This is a genomic window from Ornithinibacillus xuwenensis, assembly GCF_039614845.1.
In the GTDB taxonomy this organism is placed as follows: Bacteria; Bacillota; Bacilli; order Bacillales; family Amphibacillaceae; genus Ornithinibacillus; species Ornithinibacillus xuwenensis.
Genome location: NZ_JBDIML010000001.1, coordinates 1000782 through 1020078 on the forward strand (window position 1 = coordinate 1000782; position 19297 = coordinate 1020078).

A 19297-nucleotide genomic window follows, 5' to 3' on the forward strand; every position below is an offset into this window, starting at 1 on the left:
AACTCCTTTATTGTAACTTAGGTAAAGTATACCCATTTGCCCTATTTTCATTTATCCCGCACAAAAACGCAGTAATACTCGCACTGCATAATTTTCTAGCTATTAACGTTTCCTCCCCTCGTGCTTTAATATTATTTTTGAAATACCTTCTTTTAGACTATACTGTATACTGTAAATACTATAATGACTTTACAAATCGGTGGTGAAGACGAAGAAGAAATGGACTATACAAAAACATACATACGATTATTAAATACCAATATTTATTGTGAACATGCTATACAAGATAAGCCACCAATCTTATTAATACATGGATTTGTGGCATCTTCCTATACATTTAATCGGTTAAAGCCCATGCTTGCAAACGATTTTTCAGTAATTGCCATTGACCTTCCTGGGTTTGGCAAAAGTGAAAAATCCACAACCTTCACCTATTCATTCGATAATTATGCTGAGCTAGTGTTAAAGTGCATGGACCATTTTCAGCTTGACGAAGCATTTATTGCTGGTCATTCTATGGGTGGACAAATTGCAATGTATACGGCAATAAAATCACCAAGGAGAGTAAAGAAGCTTATCTTATTTTGCAGTTCAGGTTATTTACCCAGGGCAAATCCATATCTGATTTACAGCTCTTACTTACCTTTTTTCCAACTGATAGCCAAACGAAAAATAAATGCCCAAAGTGTTGTAAGAAATCTAAAGAATGTATTTTATGATCACTCCTTAATAACAAAAGATCAAATTGAAGAATACGGGAAACCGCTTCAGGATAAGAACTTCCCTAAATCACTCATTCGCTTGCTAAGACATCGTGAAGGTGATTTGAGTAGTAATGAGCTTCGGAATATTCATATTCCAGCTCTATTACTTTGGGGAGAAGAAGATAAAGTGGTACCACTCACTATTGGCAAAAAGCTATGCCAAGACCTCCCAAACGCTCAGCTTATTTCATATGATAAGGCCGGTCACTTAATTACAGAGGAAAAGCCTAATGAATTGTGGAAGCAAATTCTATCCTTTACCGGAGTTAGGATGAAGTAATCAATAAACTTCTCCTAACTTCCCTCTTTCCTTTCACAAATTATTCCTATTCGCCCACTACTTTTACTTGCATGCGCATAGTTTAATAGTAAAAATTAACCTTACCTGAGGTGATGTTAATGAGTTCTAGGAATAATAGAAATCCGAATCGCTTCGAAATTGACATGACTCCTTTACATGACTTTATGAGACAAATGGATTCCTTCTTTAACAATTCCTTTAAACAGATGAATGAGCATTTTCAGTTTAAGCCTTTTTGGGTAGATGTAACAGAAGATGAAAAACAGTTTATAATCGAGGCAGATCTAGACGGATACACAAGGGATCAAATACAAATTGAAGTAACAGGGAATCAACTTCGAATTGGTGTTGAGGACCATGAAATAGAGGATGAAAAGGATTCAAAGCGTGCATACCATTATAGGAAACAGCGATTGAATAAAAATGAACGTGTCATTACTCTCCCATTCGATATTCCAAAAAAAGAAACAAAAGCCTCTTTTCGTAACCATGTTCTAGTCATCACAATCCCGAAACAGAACTCTGCCAGAAATTTCATTGACATCGATGCTGATTGATGCTCACGGATTCGGCTATGTTTATTTAGTCGAGTCCTTTTCATTTCTACATAACATAATTAGGAGTGAATATTATGACTGTAATCGCAACCGACAAATGGCTTGAAAAGGATTATGACAATCCCCATCACCTTTATAAGAAGTTATCAAGTTATTTTAATCGCGCTAATCCAGAAGAGGTAGCTTCACTTCTTACACAGCATGGAATGTATCAAAAACCAGTTGCTAATAGTGAATCCCTACTTCAATCCTATCAGGAAAAGAATGTTTGGCAAATTGTGAACCAAGAAGAGCAAACACTCAAAAGACAATGGAATGGACAAAACGTCTCGATTTTTATCCTCCCCTCCAACACCTACAACAGAAAAATCATGCACCACTACAATGGAAAATCTGGATTAGCATTTAAAGATAAGCTATTTCTATTTATCTCTGAGGATACTTCAGAAACAGAACTTAAAGCATTATTCACACATGAATATAACCATTGCTGCCGACTAAAGAAGGACCCAAAGAATGAAGAGGATTACCAACTTCTTGATGCAATCATATTAGAGGGACTAGCAGAAAATGCAGTTCATGAGCGGTTTGGAAAGAAATATTTAGCACCATGGACATCTTATTATTCAACTGATGTGTTAAACGATATATGGAAAAATTTAATAAAACCAAATAAAGATCTAACAAGAACATCGCGAAAACATAACCAATTATTATATGGTACGAACTTCTATCCTAAAATGGCTGGCTATAGTGTTGGATATTTTTTAGTAAATAGGTATGCTGAGAAAACACGTAAGAAAAGTAAGGATCTATTTGTGACACCTTCAGAAGAAATGGTTTAGATTTAACGTAAAACCTCCTTTGGATTACTGTCCATATAATATTAATTCTAGGCATTCAAACAGTTTACCTATTATCTAGGTATCTATCCCTATCAATTAAACTGTGCGTTCATATAGTATTAACAAACACTATATTCTGGTGTTTACAAAAGAGCTGCCTTAACCAATGAAAAGTAAGCAAAAGTTTACCAAATTATTGTAACAGCTCTTACGTTCATGCATTATCACAAGTTAGGAGGGATGTAGAATGTCATTCGGATACGGCTGTGGTGGCTACGGAGGTTACGGCTACGGCGGTGGAGGATACGGATATGGCGGTGGTTTCGCGCTAATCGTCGTATTATTTATCCTTCTTATCATCGTAGGTGCTGCTTGGTTATAATCTAAAGCATTTACTCACTTTCCACCCAAACGCAACTACATGAAGACGGGGAACTTTCCCCGTCCAAGGTAGTTATGTCAGAATGGACCGGAACAGCTAACTAGGAAATTTCCTATATTTCTTCTAAGCTAATGGCCATGAGGTGGGCCATAAAACGGCATTAATGATTAGAGGAGCATACGCTATCAACAGCGGTGCTCTTTTTTATGTTTCATCTTGCATAGAATGTTGGTATTAATATAATGTATAGTTTATCGTAGCGTAAGCTTTTGGGGAGGTAATGAGTTTTGAAATTTTGAATCTTAACTTTTTTAGTCCTATGCTTCGTTTTTATCGTTAGATCTTTAGCCTTTTCGGCTACTTCTTTAGCTTTTCACCGCTCAAACTATGTTCATATCATTAACCGATTTTCCCCGGTAATTCCCTTGTTAAACAACTTTTTCCTCTGTCTCCACAAAAAGTACAAAGGTTCTTGAACATTTTGTGAAGGATTTCTCAATCTATTGTAATAATCTTCACAGCGTAATAATATATGGTAGCAGTACTTTGTGAATAAATTTACAATTTGTCCAGAGAAATTTATACATGGTGAAGGGAGAACGAACATGAAACTCAAATTGGCATTTATAACGTTTGCTATTTTGATTACAACAATACTAGCTGGTTGTGAACCTTTATTGGTATTAAATCCAAAAGGTCCTCAAGCAGAAACAACAGCTAATGTGATATGGATATCCATTTTCACCATGGCAGTAATTGTTATTGTTGTAATTACACTTCTTATTGTAATGCTTGTTAAATATCGTGCATCCAAACAATCGGATGACTATGAACCACCTCACATTGAGGGGAACCCAATTGTAGAGTCACTAATAATAGGTATTCCTGTATTAATAGTAATTTTCTTATCCATTGTATCCGTTAAATCAACCTATGAAGTTGAGTCAGTTCCAGATGGATATGAAAATCAGGAGCCATTAGTAATCTATGCATCTTCTTCGAACTGGAAATGGCACTTTAGTTATCCAGAACAAGATATTGAAACAGTAAACTATGTATTTATTCCAACTAACCAACCAGTTGAGTTTAGACTCTATTCATATGGACCAATTACAAGCTTCTGGATTCCACAGCTTGCAGGTCAAAAATATGCAATGGCGGATATGGTAACAAAAATAAATATTGTAGCTGAAACCCCTGGAGATTATATGGGGCGTAATGCAAACTTCAGCGGTGAAGGATTTGCTGAAAATACCTTTAATGCAACTGCATTATCACAGGATGAATTCGATAAATGGGTAGAAGAAATACATGCAACAGCTGAACCGATTACCAAGGAAACATTTGAAACATTACTTGAGCCTGGTCACCTAGGACAAATGACATTTACCGGAACACACTTAGAATTTGCACCAGCTCCTGAAGGTGAAAATTCTGGTCACCACCATGGATCTTCCGAAGAAGAAGAATTACATGAGCAACATCAAGAACATGAAGACCATAGTGAGCATGAGGATCATAGTGAACATGATGACCATTCAAGTCACTAATTGATAAAGCTTTGGGAAAAATCAACTAGACTTAAAAACTTACAATCTCGAAAGGAGAAACAAAAATGGAATTCTTTGATCGGTTTGCTATTCCCCATCCAAGTCCATTAATTTATGCATCCATGGTTGCTATCGGCCTTACCGTCGTAGCAATATTCATAGGACTTACCTACTTCAAAAAATGGGGTTATCTATGGCGTGAATGGTTAACAACCGTTGACCATAAACGCATAGGAATTATGTATATGATTTCTGCACTATTAATGCTATTCCGTGGTGGTGCGGATGCTGTTATGATGCGGTTACAAACTGCAGTACCAGATAATACGTTTTTAGATGCACAACACTATAATGAGGTATTTACAACACATGGTGTTGTTATGATTTTCTTTATGGCGATGGCCTTTGTTATTGGGTTAATGAACTTCATCGTACCGCTTCAAATCGGTGCACGTGATGTGGCATTCCCAAGATTAAATGCGATTAGTTTTTGGTTATATTTTGCGGGAGCAATGCTCTTTAATATTTCGTTTGTAATTGGTGGATCACCTGATGCAGGTTGGACCAACTACTTCCCACTTGCAGGAACTGACTTTAGTGAGTCTGTAGGCGTTAATTACTACATGTGGTCATTACAGATTTCAGGTATTGGTACTCTCATGACGGGTATTAACTTTATTGTAACGATACTAAAAATGCGTGCTCCAGGTATGAAATTAATGAAAATGCCAATGTTTACATGGTCAGCATTGATAACAAACGTTATTATCGTCTTTGCTTTTCCAGTGTTAACCATTGCACTAATAATGGGTACCTTTGATCGTCAATTCGGAACACATTTCTTTGCAAGTACAAATGGCGGAATGGATATGCTTTGGGCAAACCTGTTCTGGGTATGGGGACATCCTGAGGTATATATTTTAATACTTCCTGCCTTTGGTATTTATAGTGAAATAATTTCGACCTTCTCACAACGTAATCTATATGGTTATAAGTCTATGGTCGGGTCAATGGTAATTATTTCGTTCCTTTCCTTCCTAGTTTGGGTACACCATTTCTTTACAATGGGACATGGCGCACTTGTAAATGGGATATTCTCCATCACTACGATGGCAATTGCGGTACCAACAGGAATAAAAATATTTAACTGGTTATTGACAATGTGGAAAGGAAAAATCCGCTTCACGGTACCAATGCTGTACTCATTAGGCTTCATACCGTTATTTACAATTGGTGGTGTAACAGGTGTTATGCTTGCTATTGCAAGTGCTGACTACCAATATCATAATACAATGTTCCTAGTAGCACACTTCCACAATGTTATTATTCCAGGTGTTGTCTTTGCAATGCTTGCTGGTCTAACCTACTGGTGGCCAAAAATGTTTGGATTTATGCTTAATGAACGTATCGGAAAATGGGCTTTCTGGTTCCTATCCATTGGCTTCTGTTTCGCATTCTTCCCAATGTATGTGACAGGATTAGATGGGCAAGCTCGTCGTATGTACACGTACTCAGAAGAAACTGGTTTTGGTCCATTAAATATGCTTTCTTTCTTCGGTGCAGGATTAATGGCAATTGCCTTTATTCTTATCGTGTATAATGTGTATTACAGCTTCCGTAACTCACCTAGAAATGTAGGGCAAGATCCTTGGAATGCACGTTCTTTAGAATGGGCGACGCATAACCCAGTTCCAGAATATAACTTTGCAATTACACCAGAAGTTAATTCTTCAGAACCTTTCTGGGATGCAAAGAAAAATGGACATAAGCTATTTAAAGGAAAAATCAAGAAAATCCATATGCCAAATAACAGTGGTGTACCAATAATCATGGCTGGATTATTCTTTGTTCTAGGCTTTTCTTTTGTCTTCAGTATTTGGCTTGGTGTTGTTGTAGCATTACTAGGAATACTTGGATGTATGGCATATCGTACATTTGAAATTGATCATGGACGATATATTTCAGAAGAAGAAATTAATGATACTGAAAATAAATTTGGAGGTGCTAACTAATGAAAATCGATCACTCGCAACCTCTTGAATATGGCACCCACCAAAATCAAATGAACATTCTTGGTTTTTGGATTTTCTTAGGTGCGGAAATTATGCTATTTGGTACACTATTTGCATCGTTTTTCACCTTAGAAAATGGTGTCGGTTCTGGCCCATCCGGTTCTGAACTGTTTGAAATTACACCAGTATTAATTGAAACAATCATACTTCTAACAAGTAGCTTTACAATTGGATTAGCAACACATGCAATGCGTATTCAAAATAAAAAAGCAACACTAGTATTCTTAGGAATCACATTGCTTTTAGGTCTATCCTTTATTAGTACAGAAATATATGAGTTCATGCATTACTATCATGAAGGAGCAACACTTCAAACTAGTGCATTTACTGCCATTTTATTAACAACCCTTGGAACTCACGGGGCACACGTAACATTTGGTTTATTCTGGGGATTCTTCATATTCCTTCAGATCAAAAAACGTGGTTTCACACCAGAAACAACGAATAAATCATTTATCTTCTCGCTTTATTGGCATTTTCTAGATGTCGTCTGGATCTTTATTTTCAGCTTCATCTACCTGAAAGGAATGATGTAAACATGAAAGAGTTATTTCCAGTAAAACAGGTAATGGGGTTTATCTTTTCTTTAGTCCTTACTGCCGTAGCACTTACTGTTTACTTCCTTGATATGTCATTTGAGGTTGGGATGACCATTCTGTTAGTGACAGCATTTGCACAGGCTACTCTTCAGCTGGTATTCTTTATGCACGCTGGCGAAACAGAGGATAAAAAAGCAATTTATACCAATGTTTATTATGGTGTAGCCATTGCCCTTGTAACGATATTCGGAACCCTGCTTACTTTGATATGGGGTTATATGTAAAATCGTCTATAATCAAAACCAAAAAAGCTCTGTCTAGTGACAGAGCTTTTTTATTAGTCAAGTATAGTTTACTGATTTGATATTGTTTTTCCTTTATTCTTATCCACCATTTCTTCCGTCGCTACGAGGAAGATTCCCATGATGAAAATAAATACGCCACCCATGATCGTTCCGATTCCAATCCCTGTTAACGCCTCGTAACCGTTTGCAAAAAAACCATATAGAAAAGAAAGTATTCCAATTGTTATTAATGTTCCACAAACAAAACTTACTGCCCTTAGTACCTTCTTAGAATTTATCATGATAAATCCCCCTTTATACTTATATTATTCATCTTGTTCACAATTTTGTCAAGAAATATTCGATTTATGTCCATTTTTCTAAAAAGAAGTGAGAGCGCCCTAGTAAGAGACTTTTGGAGTGGAAATATATCAGCATATTCCTTTCCTTTTCTCAGGGCGCTGAAGCTACATCTTTGTAAATTCTTCACTAAGCAAGGGTATTCCAGATAACAACTCACTCGTATTTTAGGATTCTTTTAAACTATTGAGTGCTTGCACGAAGGAGTTTCGATTTCCTTCCATTAATGTTTCAATTTTGCTTTGCAAATCCTGAAAATCCTCTTCATTTATTTGATCCTTCATAAAATATCGAAAGAACAATAGGAACGCAAATGCAATGCCGGAGTTATCAATATATACAATTCCATTGCCACTTTGTTTTATACTTGAACGAGCATTTTCATTTTTTATATCCATGGCCAAGTTACCTAATACATCATCAAGATATTTATGAACAGAGTTCTCTACCAGTTGTTCAATGGTTGAATCGATATCACGTTGACGAGAATTCATATTTCTCCCCTCCCATTCTCTGTTACTTTATCCTATGAATAAATGCCATAAAGAGTATAGATGTTATCATCATATATCCAGAGAAACTTCGCACTTATTCATGAAATCCTAAAAAAAGACAAGAAGCTTAGTGCTCTTGTCTTTTTGCTAGTTTGTAAAAAATTTTCCGCTCTGTTTTATAGAAGAATTTGATTGATTACTTATTGTTGTACTATTATCTAATAAGCTGTTAGCTATTGACTGCTTTCGCTCCAGTGGTGTTCTGCTTTTTGACTCTAATGTGTCTTTTAAGTTAATTGATTCACTTACGTTTTTTGAGGCTCTTATATCACTTTGGTTTACAGAATCTCCTCTGTTTTTTCTAAATCTTGAATCACTTCGATTTTCTAAAGCCCCTCTGTTATTTCTGGAACTTGCATCACTTGGGTTTACAAAGTCTCTCCTGTTTCTTTTGAATTTAGTACTTCCTGAGTTTATTGCATTTCTCGTGTTTTCTGTGGTTTCGGGACTATCCAATAGTCCATATCTCTTCTTTGATTTTGTCAGATTTCTACTATTCCTCTTACTGGAATCCGCTTCTATTGCAAGCTTTTTAGGGTTTGAATGATCTAGTTTTAACGTTTTATCAGACAAAGTTATTGGCCAATCTTCTAAAATGGAGATACCAATAATACATCCACTATTTAGAAAAAGCTTGCAGCCATCCGAAGTTGTACCTACGAGACAACTGTTCTCTTTTATGACACATACAAATTTAATTGGCATAACCTTTTTCCCAATATGCAATAGCAGTATCTTCCCCTTTTTAGTTGCTTGCAAATCATCAAGAAGACATGCTTTGGCAGGATGGTTTCCCATTCCAATCACCTAATTATTGTAGTTTTAATATAGTTTATGTCACCAAATAATTACAGTGAGCACATTTTTATATTAATGATGATAGAAACTGCGATACCAATTAACAAACTGCTCTAATCCAACCTCGATTGGTGTACTTGGAGAAAATCCGATTGCTTCATTTAAACTTGTAATATCAGCAAAGGTTTCTTTCACATCTCCTGGTTGCATTGGTAAATATTCTATAATGGCCTTTTTACCAATTAATTCCTCTATTTTTCGAATAAAATCCATTAATGGAATAGGACGATTATTTCCTATATTGAAGAGCTGATAGGGAGTATTACGGATGGCTAAATTAGAAGAATTGTAATTTGTTTCTGGAGTATGATTCATTAATAATACTATTCCTTCAATAATATCATCCACATAGGTGAAATCTCGCTTCATGTCACCTTGGTTAAATACTTGAATTGGTTTTCCCTCAATAATATTTTTTGTGAACATATAATAAGCCATATCCGGTCTCCCCCATGGACCATATACAGTAAAAAAACGAAGGCCTGTAGTAGGAATTTGATACAAATGACTATAGGTATGTGCCATTAGTTCGTTTGACTTCTTCGTGGCAGCATATAGGCTTACTGGATGATCAACATTATCGCTTATAGAGAACGGCACTTTACTATTCGCCCCATATACGGAGCTAGAGGATGCATATATTAAATGCTCGACGGGATAAGTTCGGCAAGCCTCTAGTACATTCATAAAACCTTTTATATTGGAATCAATATAAGCGTGAGGATTTTCTATGCTGTAGCGGACACCTGCTTGAGCTGCTAGGTGAATCACAATGTTAATATTGTAATTAGTAAAGATATCGTCTAATACACTTTCATTACAAATTGTATCGGGATAAAAGATAAAGTTATCCTGTTTTTTTAACATCTCTACTCTTGACTGTTTTAATTGAACTTCATAATACGCATTTAAATTATCGATACCAATAACTCGATATCCTTTCTCCAGTAAGCCCTTCGATACATGATAGCCTATAAATCCCGCTGCACCTGTAACTAGTATTTCCAAGGGCCTCACCCTACTTCTTCTACTGGTTCAGGAAGTGGAATAGGTTCTTTCGTCCACTCCTCATATACTTGTGGATTTAAAACCTTTACATGGTTTAAAAAATCATCTAAAAATCCTCTCTCGTGAAGATTTTCAAATAATTCTAATGGACGACTTTGTTCCCTCGTAAAGGAATACACATGATCCACAACTTTAAAGCCCTTATTTGTGATAATAATATGACGTAATGGTGCATCAATTAACGTAAAGCCTCTCTTTTTCATCGCTGTTAATATTGCTAGTATTCCTTGAGAAGTTTCCGGTGAAAGTGATGACTGTTTCTTTAGATAGGAATTCATATCCGGACCTGTTAAATATTCCATTAACGTATAGTTCTTCCCTGTTTCATAAACTTTGGGAATAAAGGATAATTCCTGTCCAGATACGAGTACCTTTTGCTCTAATTTGGCATGGTCTACTTTACCATATATTTTCACACATTTACCTTCCGATACTCGGTATACTGCTCCCTGATGCCCCTTTCCGATTAATGGCTGTGCAACCGCACTATCGGTCTTAACCTTTCCACTCGCATCACCAACAGGAATTTCTTTATAATCCAGTTGATTTTTGTGAAAATAATCATCCCACTCTTGGTATATTTCTGGCTCTAAACTCTCTACATAGGATAGAAATGATTCTTTAAGCAAGATGATATTTAAATCCCGTAATAATTTCAGTGGAACTGGATGTTGTCGTTTAAATGCGTTTACGTGGTCAATTACCTTTAATTCTTCATTTTCTAATACAAAAATGTGCCGAAGTGGGGCATCAATCATGGTGAATTTTGCTTCCTTTAATTGCTTTAAAATTTCAAGAAGCTTTCTCGCAATCGACTCCGGAATATACGTACAGTTTCGTAGATATTCCTTTAAAGTAGGGGCATTGAAATAATCCATCACGATATAATTTTCTCCTGATTCATACACGCTTGGGAAGAAATCAAGATGTTTACCTGCCAAGAGAGATTCTTTTTCCATTTCTGCTTTTAATGGATCCGGATAAATTTTTACACATTTCTCCTCAGATAGTTGAAAAACCGCTCCTTGTGCACCCATTCCTATTAGAGGATAGCTTGTTGGGTTCTCAATTTCTAACATCTTTTCACCTTTGGTGACCTTAATTTTTTTGAAGGTTTCCATGATGAACCCCCTCTAGTAACTCGTCATAAAATCTACTTTGTTGTATAAGCTGTTTGCGTTGATCAAAATTCTCCTGTACTTTTTTACGTGCTTGGTACGTGTATGTCCGCCATAAGCCTTTGTTTTCAAACATAAATTCAATGCCATCTGCAAGCTCAGCAACACTATTCTCCTCTACTAAAAAGCCGTCTACATTATGCGTAATAAGTTCTGGAATACCAGCATGGTTGGTTGAAAGTACCGGAACCCCAATTGCCATTGCTTCTTTTACCGTGTTTGGTATCCCCTCTACATCACCATTGGATGCCTCTAAGCTTGCAGCACAGAATAAATCAGCCCTCGCCATTTGCTCCCTTACTTTTTCTTTTGGCAAATGTTGAAGAAGTTGAAAGGAATCTCCTAAATTCAGTTGTACAGCTAATCTTCTTAAGTGCTCTTCTAACTCTCCCCTACCTACAATGGTAAGTGTTGCTTTTGGATACTTTTCTTTAACCTTTTTAAAGGCTTGCATCAGAATATGATGACCCTTCTTTTCCACTAGACGTCCCATCGATAAGATATTTTGTGTGTCACCAATAATTGGTCGGCGATACCTTAAATGTTCTAGATCAACTCCACCATATAACACACGAATTTTCTCAGGTGGACATCCCCAGTCCATAATTTTTTCTGCTAAATAATTACATACTGGATAAAATTGTTCGCCTTCAGCAAATAATTTTTTCATATTCTCAAGATAACCTACTGGTTGATTAGCTAGCGTAGCATCTCTTCCACGTATACTTGTGACTATTGGTAATCCTGTTTCCTCTTTAAATGGAAGTAATAACATCCCCAGTTGTCCGTGATGAGCATGGATAAGTGATATTTTTTGCTTTTCCACATAATCCTTTTTGGAAAAAATCTCACTTAAATAGTAGACCTTTTCATTCAATAGTGTTTTATCTACCATATACTTTGGCTGTCGAACAAGATGAATATAGTCATAGTTTGGTACCTGTCGTATTTGCGGAATATACTGCGTGGGATCTACCCGTAAATTTAAATGCAATACTCTTCGCATGAACAATCCCCTTTCAAGAAAAATATTTCTTCTCTTTCATTAATTTATGCATCTATTGGTCAAGGCGTATGGACAAATAGGAAGGTACAATACACCATATTCTTTGGGGATTTACTTCTTTTGTTAATACCAAAACTAATTAGGTTTTTTATCTTTTAATAGGCTAGAAACGTTACTAGTAACACCTGCGGAGCATATATAAGGTTGTAAGAAGGTATGGGGAGAGAATATTATGCAGATAAAAAAAGCAATTATTCCTGCTGGTGGGTTAGGAACAAGATTTTTACCAGCTTCGAAGGTACAACCAAAAGAAATGCTCCCAATAGTTGATAAGCCTACTATCCAATATATTGTTGAGGAGGCTGTTGAATCTGGAATTGAGGAAATAGTCATTGTTACAGGAAGAGGTAAAAGGCCGATCGAAGACCATTTTGATAAGACATTTGAATTGGAAGAAGCACTAATTAAAAAGAACAAGTTTTCAATGCTTGAGGAGGTACAACGAATATCGAATCTAGTCGACATCTACTATGTCAGACAAAAAGAACCATTAGGCTTAGGGCATGCCATACTTTGTGCTAGAAGTTTTATTGGAAATGATCCTTTTGCTGTTCTGCTAGGAGATGATATTGTCCTCTCTGAAAAACCATGTCTTAGACAGATGATTGAGGTATTCGAATACTACAACAGCTCTGTAGTCGCCATACAGCCAGTACCAAATAAAGAAGTAAATAAGTATGGAATTATTCAACCAAAAGGAGAACATATTCATTCAAATCTATTGTATATGGATGCTCTAGTTGAAAAACCAAGTATTGAAAATGCCCCTTCAAATTATGCTATTATGGGGCGTTATATATTAAGACCTGAAATATTTAACATTCTTCAAGATTTACCGGCTGGAAGAGGTGGAGAGATACAACTCACAGATGCCCTCAATGAACTAAATAAAATGCAAGCAGTATTAGCTTACCATTTTGATGGAAATCGTTATGATATTGGCGATAAAATAGGTTTCGTTAAAGCTACTGTTGATGTCGCATTATCTCGACCAGACATCCGAGATGAGATATTAGTGTACCTACAAGAATTATATTCGCAAGCAGGGTCCACATCAGAAAGGAAGTCGGTATAACGATGAATGTCTCAGTAATTGGCACTGGATATGTTGGACTATCAACTGGTGTATGCTTGGCGGAAATTGGACATCAAGTAACTTGTATTGACATTGATAAATCTAAAATTGAAAAGCTGAATAAAGGGATATCTCCTATTTACGAACCAGGATTAGAAAGATTTCTCCAAAAAAATATCAATACTAAAAGATTATCATTTACAACCTGCTATGAAGAAGGATTAATAGGTTCCGATATTATTGTTATGACAGTAGGTACGCCACAAGGTCCTGAAGGAAAGCCTGACTTATCCTATCTAGAAAGAGCCGCAGTGGATATTGCTAGTCATCTAAATGAGGACACTATTATCGTTATTAAAAGTACGGTTCCTGTTGGGACTAATAACCACATCAAAGAAATAATAGATAAGCATATTGCAGATGATATAAAAGTTGATATTGTCTCTAACCCTGAATTTCTAAGGGAAGGATCAGCAATAGTAGATACGCTTAAAGCAGACAGAATAATCCTTGGCTCTAATAAGCCTTCCGCAATTGCTAAGGTGAAGGAGCTATATAGTACCTTAAATATCCCTATTCTCGAAACGGATATAAGTAGTGCAGAAATGATTAAATATGCATCAAATGCGTTCCTTGCTTTAAAAATTAGTTATATTAATGAAATTGCCAATCTCTGTGAACTAGTGGGTGCTGATGTAATGGACGTATCAAAGGGGATGGGAATGGATAGAAGAATCGGTGAATCATTTTTACGACCTGGGATTGGCTATGGAGGTTCGTGTTTTCCAAAGGATGTATTAGCTTTACAGCACTCTGCAAGGGATGCCGGGATGACATTTGACCTCTTAAGCGAAACCATGCATATCAACAATTTACAACAGCTGGTTCTTATTGAGAAAGCCAAAAACCGGTTTGGAGAGCTAAAAGACATGAATTTCGCTGTGCTAGGCTTAGCATTCAAGCCTGGTACCGATGACATTCGTGAGGCACCATCCATAACAATTATTCAAGAACTCATCAAAAGTGAGGCATATGTAGCCACCTTTGATCCAGCTGCATCAAATAATATGGAACAAGTAATAAACCATGACAATGTTAATTACTGCACATCACTCTATGAAGCCGTAGAAAATGCAGATGCTCTTTTTATCATTACAGAATGGGACGAAATCATATCGATGGATTTATTCCAGGTTCTAAGTCTTATGAAGCAGCCAGTAATATTTGATGGAAGAAATTGTTTAAAAGAAGAGCAGCTATTAGAATGCGAAAAAATAGAATACTACCCAATTGGAAGGCCGAATTTATTGAGAAGAAGCTAGCAATGGATGACTATCTATTGCTAGCTTCTATTATGTTAAAGCCTTTTTATCCATTATTTATACGAATTACTCACTCTCTTTTCTATTAACTTACGTAAGCTATTCCGTACAACATCTTAATAGAAAAGGAGTGAAAACAAATGCTTGGATATTCTGTCATCCAAATGGTAAGGCGCAATGGTCAAAAAATGGATCAAACTCTGCGTAAGGAATTAATTCAGTTTTACCGCCCTTTTCAATCTATTCCTTGCATTCTTCACAAGCCACTTGAAACCTATCGTAAAAAAATGAAGACATTTCCTATCCTCATCGAATTTAATCCCGATTCCTATGAAGCTGGTATGCTAGATGTTCGAAATTCTAGATGCAAAAGCTATCAGGAATTCCCAACAATATCCTGTTGCTCAGCGCATATGTCATTAGAAAGCATTGAAGGGTTGCTAGAAAGTTGTTCTACTATTAAAAAAGTATATTATGATCGAAAGGTTACGACATTACTTGATGTCGCAACGCCTTCCGTAAATTCACACCAGTTACACCAATCAGGCTATACTGGAGTTGGTAAAACCATTGCTGTAATTGATACTGGTATTTATCCACACGAAGATTTACAAGGCAGAATAAGTGGGTTTGTAGACTTTGTCAGTAATAAACAAGAACCATATGATGACAACGGTCATGGAACACATTGTGCAGGTAATGCAGCTGGCAATGGAATGCTTTCAAGCAAAAGCTATGTTGGACCAGCCCCAGAATCAAAGCTAGTAGGAGTTAAAGTTCTGAACAAAATGGGTTCAGGCTCACTATCAACTGTCATTGCTGGAATAGAGTGGTGCATTCAAAACAAATCAAAATACGGCATTGATATTATCTCGTTATCACTTGGATCAGATGCAGTAGAATCTGCACATGATGATCCAGTAGTAAAGGCTGTTGAAAAAGCCTGGGACAACGGAATTGTAGTATGTGTTGCTGCTGGTAATTCAGGGCCGTCAAATGAAACAATCGCTAGTCCAGGTATAAGTCCAAAAGTAATTACAGTAGGTGCAACTGACGATAACGGAACGCCAGACCGTTCAGACGATTCCATCGCTGACTTCTCCAGTCGTGGTCCTACAATTGATGGTATTATGAAACCAGATTTAGTAACCCCTGGAGTGAATATTATCTCGTTGAGAGCCCCTGGATCCTTTCTTGATAAAACGAATAAGTCAGCTCGAGTGAATGCAAATTATATTTCATTATCTGGAACCTCAATGGCTACACCTATTTGTGCAGGAATTGTTGCTCAACTACTACAAAAAGAACCAGATTTATTACCATCTCAAGTAAAACAAAAGCTAATTGAAGCATGTTCAACTTTAGGACAACCATCCCGCCTCGAAGGAAATGGTTATCTAAATGCAGAAAACCTACTATAACGGATTCAGCACCAGCACCCCTTTCCCTTGGGTGCTGGTTCGTTTTTCTGAAAATTATTTATATTTTTTGAAACTTAATATACAATAGAACCGTATAATAATTAATCGGAATTTTGAATCTAGAGTTAGGATGATGTATATGACTTTGTTTGGAGTGGATATTCAAACTATTTATTTAACTACACTTATTATCTCAGGATGTATTACCGTCCTTTACATCTTCTTCGGGGATGTCCTGGATGCAGTCGGTGAAGGTATCGCTTTTTTAAATCCGACACTTATTTTAGCCTTTATTGTTTTCCTATCCTCATCAGGCTATATATTGGAATTAGTTACTCCCTTTTCAAGTCTTTTTATACTCTTCTTATCCATTTCTTTTGCATTAATTATGGATGTTTTACTTAACTTCTTTGTGTTAATACCACTATCATCAGCTGAGGAATCCCTTGCATATACTGAGGAGTCCCTCAAGGGACGGGTTGGCAAGATCATTATTTCCATCCCTATAGATGGTTTCGGAGAAATTGTCATTGATAGTAAAAGTGGCATGATTTCCAAACCAGCAGCCAGCTATGAAAATACGCCCATCTCTGAAGGAACAGATGTACTCGTTCTAGAAATTGAACAAGGCGTGTTATATGTTATTCCTTACGATCTAGATTCTGAAATGACGATTAGCAACTAAATAATGATTAAGGGGGAATAGTCATGATTGATAATTTATTTAATGGATTTACAATCTTAATAGCAGTTGCAGTCTTTCTTGTAATTGCACTTATAGCCGTATTTATTAAGAAGTATCGAACAGCAGGGCCAGATGAAGCCTTAATAGTAACTGGTAGCTATCTTGGAGGAAAAACCGTACATACAGATGAATCTGGAAACAAAATTAAGATTATACGTGGTGGAGGTACATTTGTACTTCCAGTTTTTCAGCAAGCTGAACCTTTGAGTCTTTTGTCCAGTAAGCTTGATGTAACAACTCCCGAAGTTTATACGGAACAGGGTGTACCCGTTATGGCTGATGGTACTGCAATCATTAAGATTGGAGGAACTATTAGCGAAATAGCCACAGCTGCTGAACAGTTTTTAGGGAAAACGAAAGAAGATAGAGAAAATGAAGCAAAAGAAGTACTAGAAGGTCATCTTCGCTCTATACTTGGGTCTATGACTGTTGAAGAAATTTATAAAAATCGAGAGAAATTTTCACAAGAAGTTCAACGTGTTGCTTCTCAGGATTTAGCTAAAATGGGGTTAAATATTGTCTCGTTTACGATTAAAGATGTACGTGACAAAAATGGATACTTGGAATCCCTAGGTAAACCACGTATTGCTCAAGTAAAGCGAGATGCTGATATTGCCACTGCTGAAGCAGACAAGGAAACACGCATCAAGCAAGCAGAGGCTTCTAAAGACGCAAAAAAGGCAGAGCTTGAACGAGCGACAGAAATTGCTGAGGCTGAAAAAGAAAATCAGTTAAAAACTGCTGATTATAGACGTGAGCAGGACATTGCAAAAGCACGTGCCGACCAAGCCTATGATTTAGAAACAGCTCGCGCAAAACAAGAGGTTACAGAGCATGAAATGCAAATTAAGATTATTGAGCGTCAAAAACAAATTGAACTAGAAGAAAAAGAAATTCTTCGTCGCGAGAAGCAGTACGATTCTGAAGTTAAGAAAAAGGCAGACGCTGATCGTTATGCAGTTGAGCAAGCTGCCATAGCTGATAAAGCGAAACAAATCGCTACAGCAGATGCGAACCAATATCGTATTGAATCCGAAGCAAAGGCAGAAGCTGAAAAGGTACGTGTTGACGGTCTAGCCAAAGCTGAGGCACAACGAGCACAAGGTGAATCCGAAGCAGATATTATCCGATTAAAAGGGTTAGCCGAAGCAGAAGCCAAGCGAAAGATTGCTGAAGCGTTTGAACAATATGGTCAAGCGGCTATCCTTGATATGGTTATCCGTATGCTTCCAGAATATGCAAAAGAAATCGCCAGTCCACTTGGAAATATTGATAAAATAACTGTTGTAGATACCGGTGGTAGCGGTAGTGAAGGTGGAGCTAATAAGGTCACTGGTTATGCTACAGATTTGATGGCAACACTACAGGAAACCTTAAAAGCTTCTTCTGGGATTGATGTCAAGGAATTACTTGAAGGATTAGTCGGAAATAACAAATTAGCGGTATCAGATCGAGATGGACTATCCTATAAATTAAGTGATACCTCCACTAAAAGTAATACTGTAGAGGAATCAACAGAAAAGATTGAAGAAGAAGTTTCAAATTAATTACCCAGGAGGAACAAACTTTAATAGTTTGTTCCTTATTTATCCTATTACAAATCGTGAAGGATAAAGAGTTAAATTTGATGGGAAACTATAGGCGATATTTGCTCAAAATCAACAATTTAAAGGATGGTATTTAATATGGACAATCGAAAGATGATGACATCATTGGTAACAATTGGTGCAGCAGGTGCTGCAATCTATGGTATCTCAAAAGGGATTAAAAATGGCACCTTTCAAAAAATGCCACAAAGTATTTCTAATTTGATGAGTAATCAAACCATAGAACAAATAGCTAAGCCACTTCAAGGTATGTTCCCAATACAACCTAATGCTACCTCACAGAGTATGCAAGAACAAATTGGCAATGATAATAAACAGTGGTAGCAATTTTCTTTAGATAGAAAAAAGCCAAGAAGTGATAACATTATCACTTCTTGGCTTTTTTGTTGCCTGGCAACGTCCTACTCTCGCAGGGGCAATGCCCCAACTACCATCGGCGCTGAAGAGCTTAACTGCTGTGTTCGGTATGGGAACAGGTGTGACCTCTTCGCCTTCATCACCAGACAGGCCTACACGACGTAGGTCGTTCGGGTTTGTTCATAGGAAGTGAACGGTTTACCCGAACCTCCTTGAACGCTTTTAGCTTTATACCCTGAAAACTAAATAAGCAACACAACGACTCAAAAAGTGTTAGTTAAGTCCTCGATCGATTAGTATCCGTCAGCTCCACGTGTCACCACGCTTCCACCTCGGACCTATCAACCTCATCGTCTCTGAGGGATCTTACTCACTCGAAGTGATGGGAAGTC

The 19297-nt window shown here is 36.9% G+C and carries 20 protein-coding genes and 2 rRNA genes; 14 read left to right on the top strand and 8 right to left on the bottom strand.

Annotated elements, in window-relative coordinates; translation table 11 throughout:
* Positions 1-183: 183 nt before the first annotated feature.
* The 8 genes from ABC228_RS05685 (at position 184) to qoxD (ending at position 7294) form a co-directional block, all read left to right on the top strand.
* A complete protein-coding gene (locus tag ABC228_RS05685) occupies positions 184-1044 on the top strand; it encodes an alpha/beta fold hydrolase (RefSeq protein ID WP_345824118.1) in 861 nt (286 codons plus the stop codon).
* Between the two features lie 119 nt (positions 1045-1163).
* The gene (locus ABC228_RS05690; RefSeq protein ID WP_345824119.1) at positions 1164-1622 is read left to right on the top strand and encodes an Hsp20/alpha crystallin family protein; all 459 of its coding nucleotides are present in this window, start codon (positions 1164-1166) and stop codon (positions 1620-1622) included.
* A 74-nt stretch (positions 1623-1696) separates the two neighbouring features.
* Positions 1697-2467: a DUF2268 domain-containing putative Zn-dependent protease gene (locus ABC228_RS05695; RefSeq protein ID WP_345824120.1), complete on the top strand. Its 771-nt coding sequence runs from the start codon at positions 1697-1699 to the stop codon at positions 2465-2467.
* Between the two features lie 247 nt (positions 2468-2714).
* Entirely contained in the window at positions 2715-2849 is a 135-nt protein-coding gene (locus ABC228_RS05700) for a YjcZ family sporulation protein (RefSeq protein ID WP_345824121.1), read from the top strand.
* Between the two features lie 605 nt (positions 2850-3454).
* The gene (qoxA, locus tag ABC228_RS05705; protein ID WP_345824122.1) at positions 3455-4399 is read left to right on the top strand and encodes a cytochrome aa3 quinol oxidase subunit II; all 945 of its coding nucleotides are present in this window, start codon (positions 3455-3457) and stop codon (positions 4397-4399) included.
* A 65-nt stretch (positions 4400-4464) separates the two neighbouring features.
* Positions 4465-6411, top strand: coding sequence for a cytochrome aa3 quinol oxidase subunit I (gene qoxB, locus ABC228_RS05710; protein WP_345824123.1), 1947 nt, complete (start codon positions 4465-4467; stop codon positions 6409-6411).
* Positions 6411-7007 (top strand): cytochrome (ubi)quinol oxidase subunit III, encoded by a 597-nt coding sequence (locus ABC228_RS05715; RefSeq protein ID WP_345824124.1) that lies wholly within the window; start codon positions 6411-6413, stop codon positions 7005-7007. Before qoxB ends, ABC228_RS05715 begins: the two co-directional genes overlap by 1 nt.
* Before the next feature lie 2 nt (positions 7008-7009).
* On the top strand, positions 7010-7294 hold the full coding sequence (qoxD, locus tag ABC228_RS05720) for a cytochrome aa3 quinol oxidase subunit IV (protein ID WP_345824125.1): 285 nt from the start codon (positions 7010-7012) through the stop codon (positions 7292-7294).
* Positions 7295-7362: 68 nt separating this feature from the next.
* Here qoxD and ABC228_RS05725 read toward each other — a convergent pair whose 3' ends face one another.
* From ABC228_RS05725 to ABC228_RS05750, 6 genes are all read right to left on the bottom strand, one after another.
* Complete coding sequence (locus ABC228_RS05725) at positions 7363-7596, bottom strand: hypothetical protein (protein WP_345824126.1); 234 nt, start codon at positions 7594-7596, stop codon at positions 7363-7365.
* 225 nt (positions 7597-7821) lie between these two features.
* Positions 7822-8148 (bottom strand): hypothetical protein, encoded by a 327-nt coding sequence (locus ABC228_RS05730; RefSeq protein ID WP_345824127.1) that lies wholly within the window; start codon positions 8146-8148, stop codon positions 7822-7824.
* A gap of 147 nt (positions 8149-8295) precedes the next feature.
* Positions 8296-9006, bottom strand: a complete 711-nt coding sequence (locus tag ABC228_RS05735) for a hypothetical protein (protein ID WP_345824128.1) — start codon at positions 9004-9006, stop codon at positions 8296-8298.
* A gap of 72 nt (positions 9007-9078) precedes the next feature.
* Complete coding sequence (locus ABC228_RS05740) at positions 9079-10074, bottom strand: NAD-dependent epimerase (protein ID WP_345824129.1); 996 nt, start codon at positions 10072-10074, stop codon at positions 9079-9081.
* Positions 10075-10079: 5 nt separating this feature from the next.
* The gene (locus tag ABC228_RS05745) at positions 10080-11255 is read right to left on the bottom strand and encodes a hypothetical protein (RefSeq protein ID WP_345824130.1); all 1176 of its coding nucleotides are present in this window, start codon (positions 11253-11255) and stop codon (positions 10080-10082) included.
* Positions 11233-12318 (bottom strand): glycosyltransferase, encoded by a 1086-nt coding sequence (locus tag ABC228_RS05750; RefSeq protein ID WP_345824131.1) that lies wholly within the window; start codon positions 12316-12318, stop codon positions 11233-11235. The genes ABC228_RS05745 and ABC228_RS05750 overlap by 23 nt, the downstream gene beginning before the upstream one ends.
* A gap of 232 nt (positions 12319-12550) precedes the next feature.
* Between ABC228_RS05750 and galU the strand changes: the two genes are divergently transcribed.
* From galU to ABC228_RS05780, 6 genes are all read left to right on the top strand, one after another.
* Positions 12551-13453 (top strand): UTP--glucose-1-phosphate uridylyltransferase GalU, encoded by a 903-nt coding sequence (galU, locus tag ABC228_RS05755; protein WP_345824132.1) that lies wholly within the window; start codon positions 12551-12553, stop codon positions 13451-13453.
* A gap of 2 nt (positions 13454-13455) precedes the next feature.
* Positions 13456-14775: a UDP-glucose dehydrogenase family protein gene (locus ABC228_RS05760; protein ID WP_345824133.1), complete on the top strand. Its 1320-nt coding sequence runs from the start codon at positions 13456-13458 to the stop codon at positions 14773-14775.
* 140 nt (positions 14776-14915) lie between these two features.
* A complete protein-coding gene (locus ABC228_RS05765) occupies positions 14916-16196 on the top strand; it encodes a S8 family peptidase (protein ID WP_345824134.1) in 1281 nt (426 codons plus the stop codon).
* A gap of 139 nt (positions 16197-16335) precedes the next feature.
* Positions 16336-16881 carry an NfeD family membrane protein gene (locus ABC228_RS05770; protein WP_345824135.1) on the top strand — a complete coding sequence of 182 codons (546 nt, stop codon included), beginning with the start codon at positions 16336-16338 and terminating at the stop codon, positions 16879-16881.
* 23 nt (positions 16882-16904) lie between these two features.
* Positions 16905-18488 carry a flotillin lipid rafts scaffold protein FloT gene (floT, locus tag ABC228_RS05775; RefSeq protein ID WP_345824136.1) on the top strand — a complete coding sequence of 528 codons (1584 nt, stop codon included), beginning with the start codon at positions 16905-16907 and terminating at the stop codon, positions 18486-18488.
* 138 nt (positions 18489-18626) lie between these two features.
* On the top strand, positions 18627-18872 hold the full coding sequence (locus tag ABC228_RS05780; protein ID WP_345824137.1) for a hypothetical protein: 246 nt from the start codon (positions 18627-18629) through the stop codon (positions 18870-18872).
* 64 nt (positions 18873-18936) lie between these two features.
* Here the strand turns inward: ABC228_RS05780 and rrf are convergent.
* Positions 18937-19052 (bottom strand): 5S ribosomal RNA (gene rrf / locus ABC228_RS05785).
* Between the two features lie 126 nt (positions 19053-19178).
* A 23S ribosomal RNA gene (locus ABC228_RS05790) occupies positions 19179-19297 on the bottom strand; the annotation flags it as partial.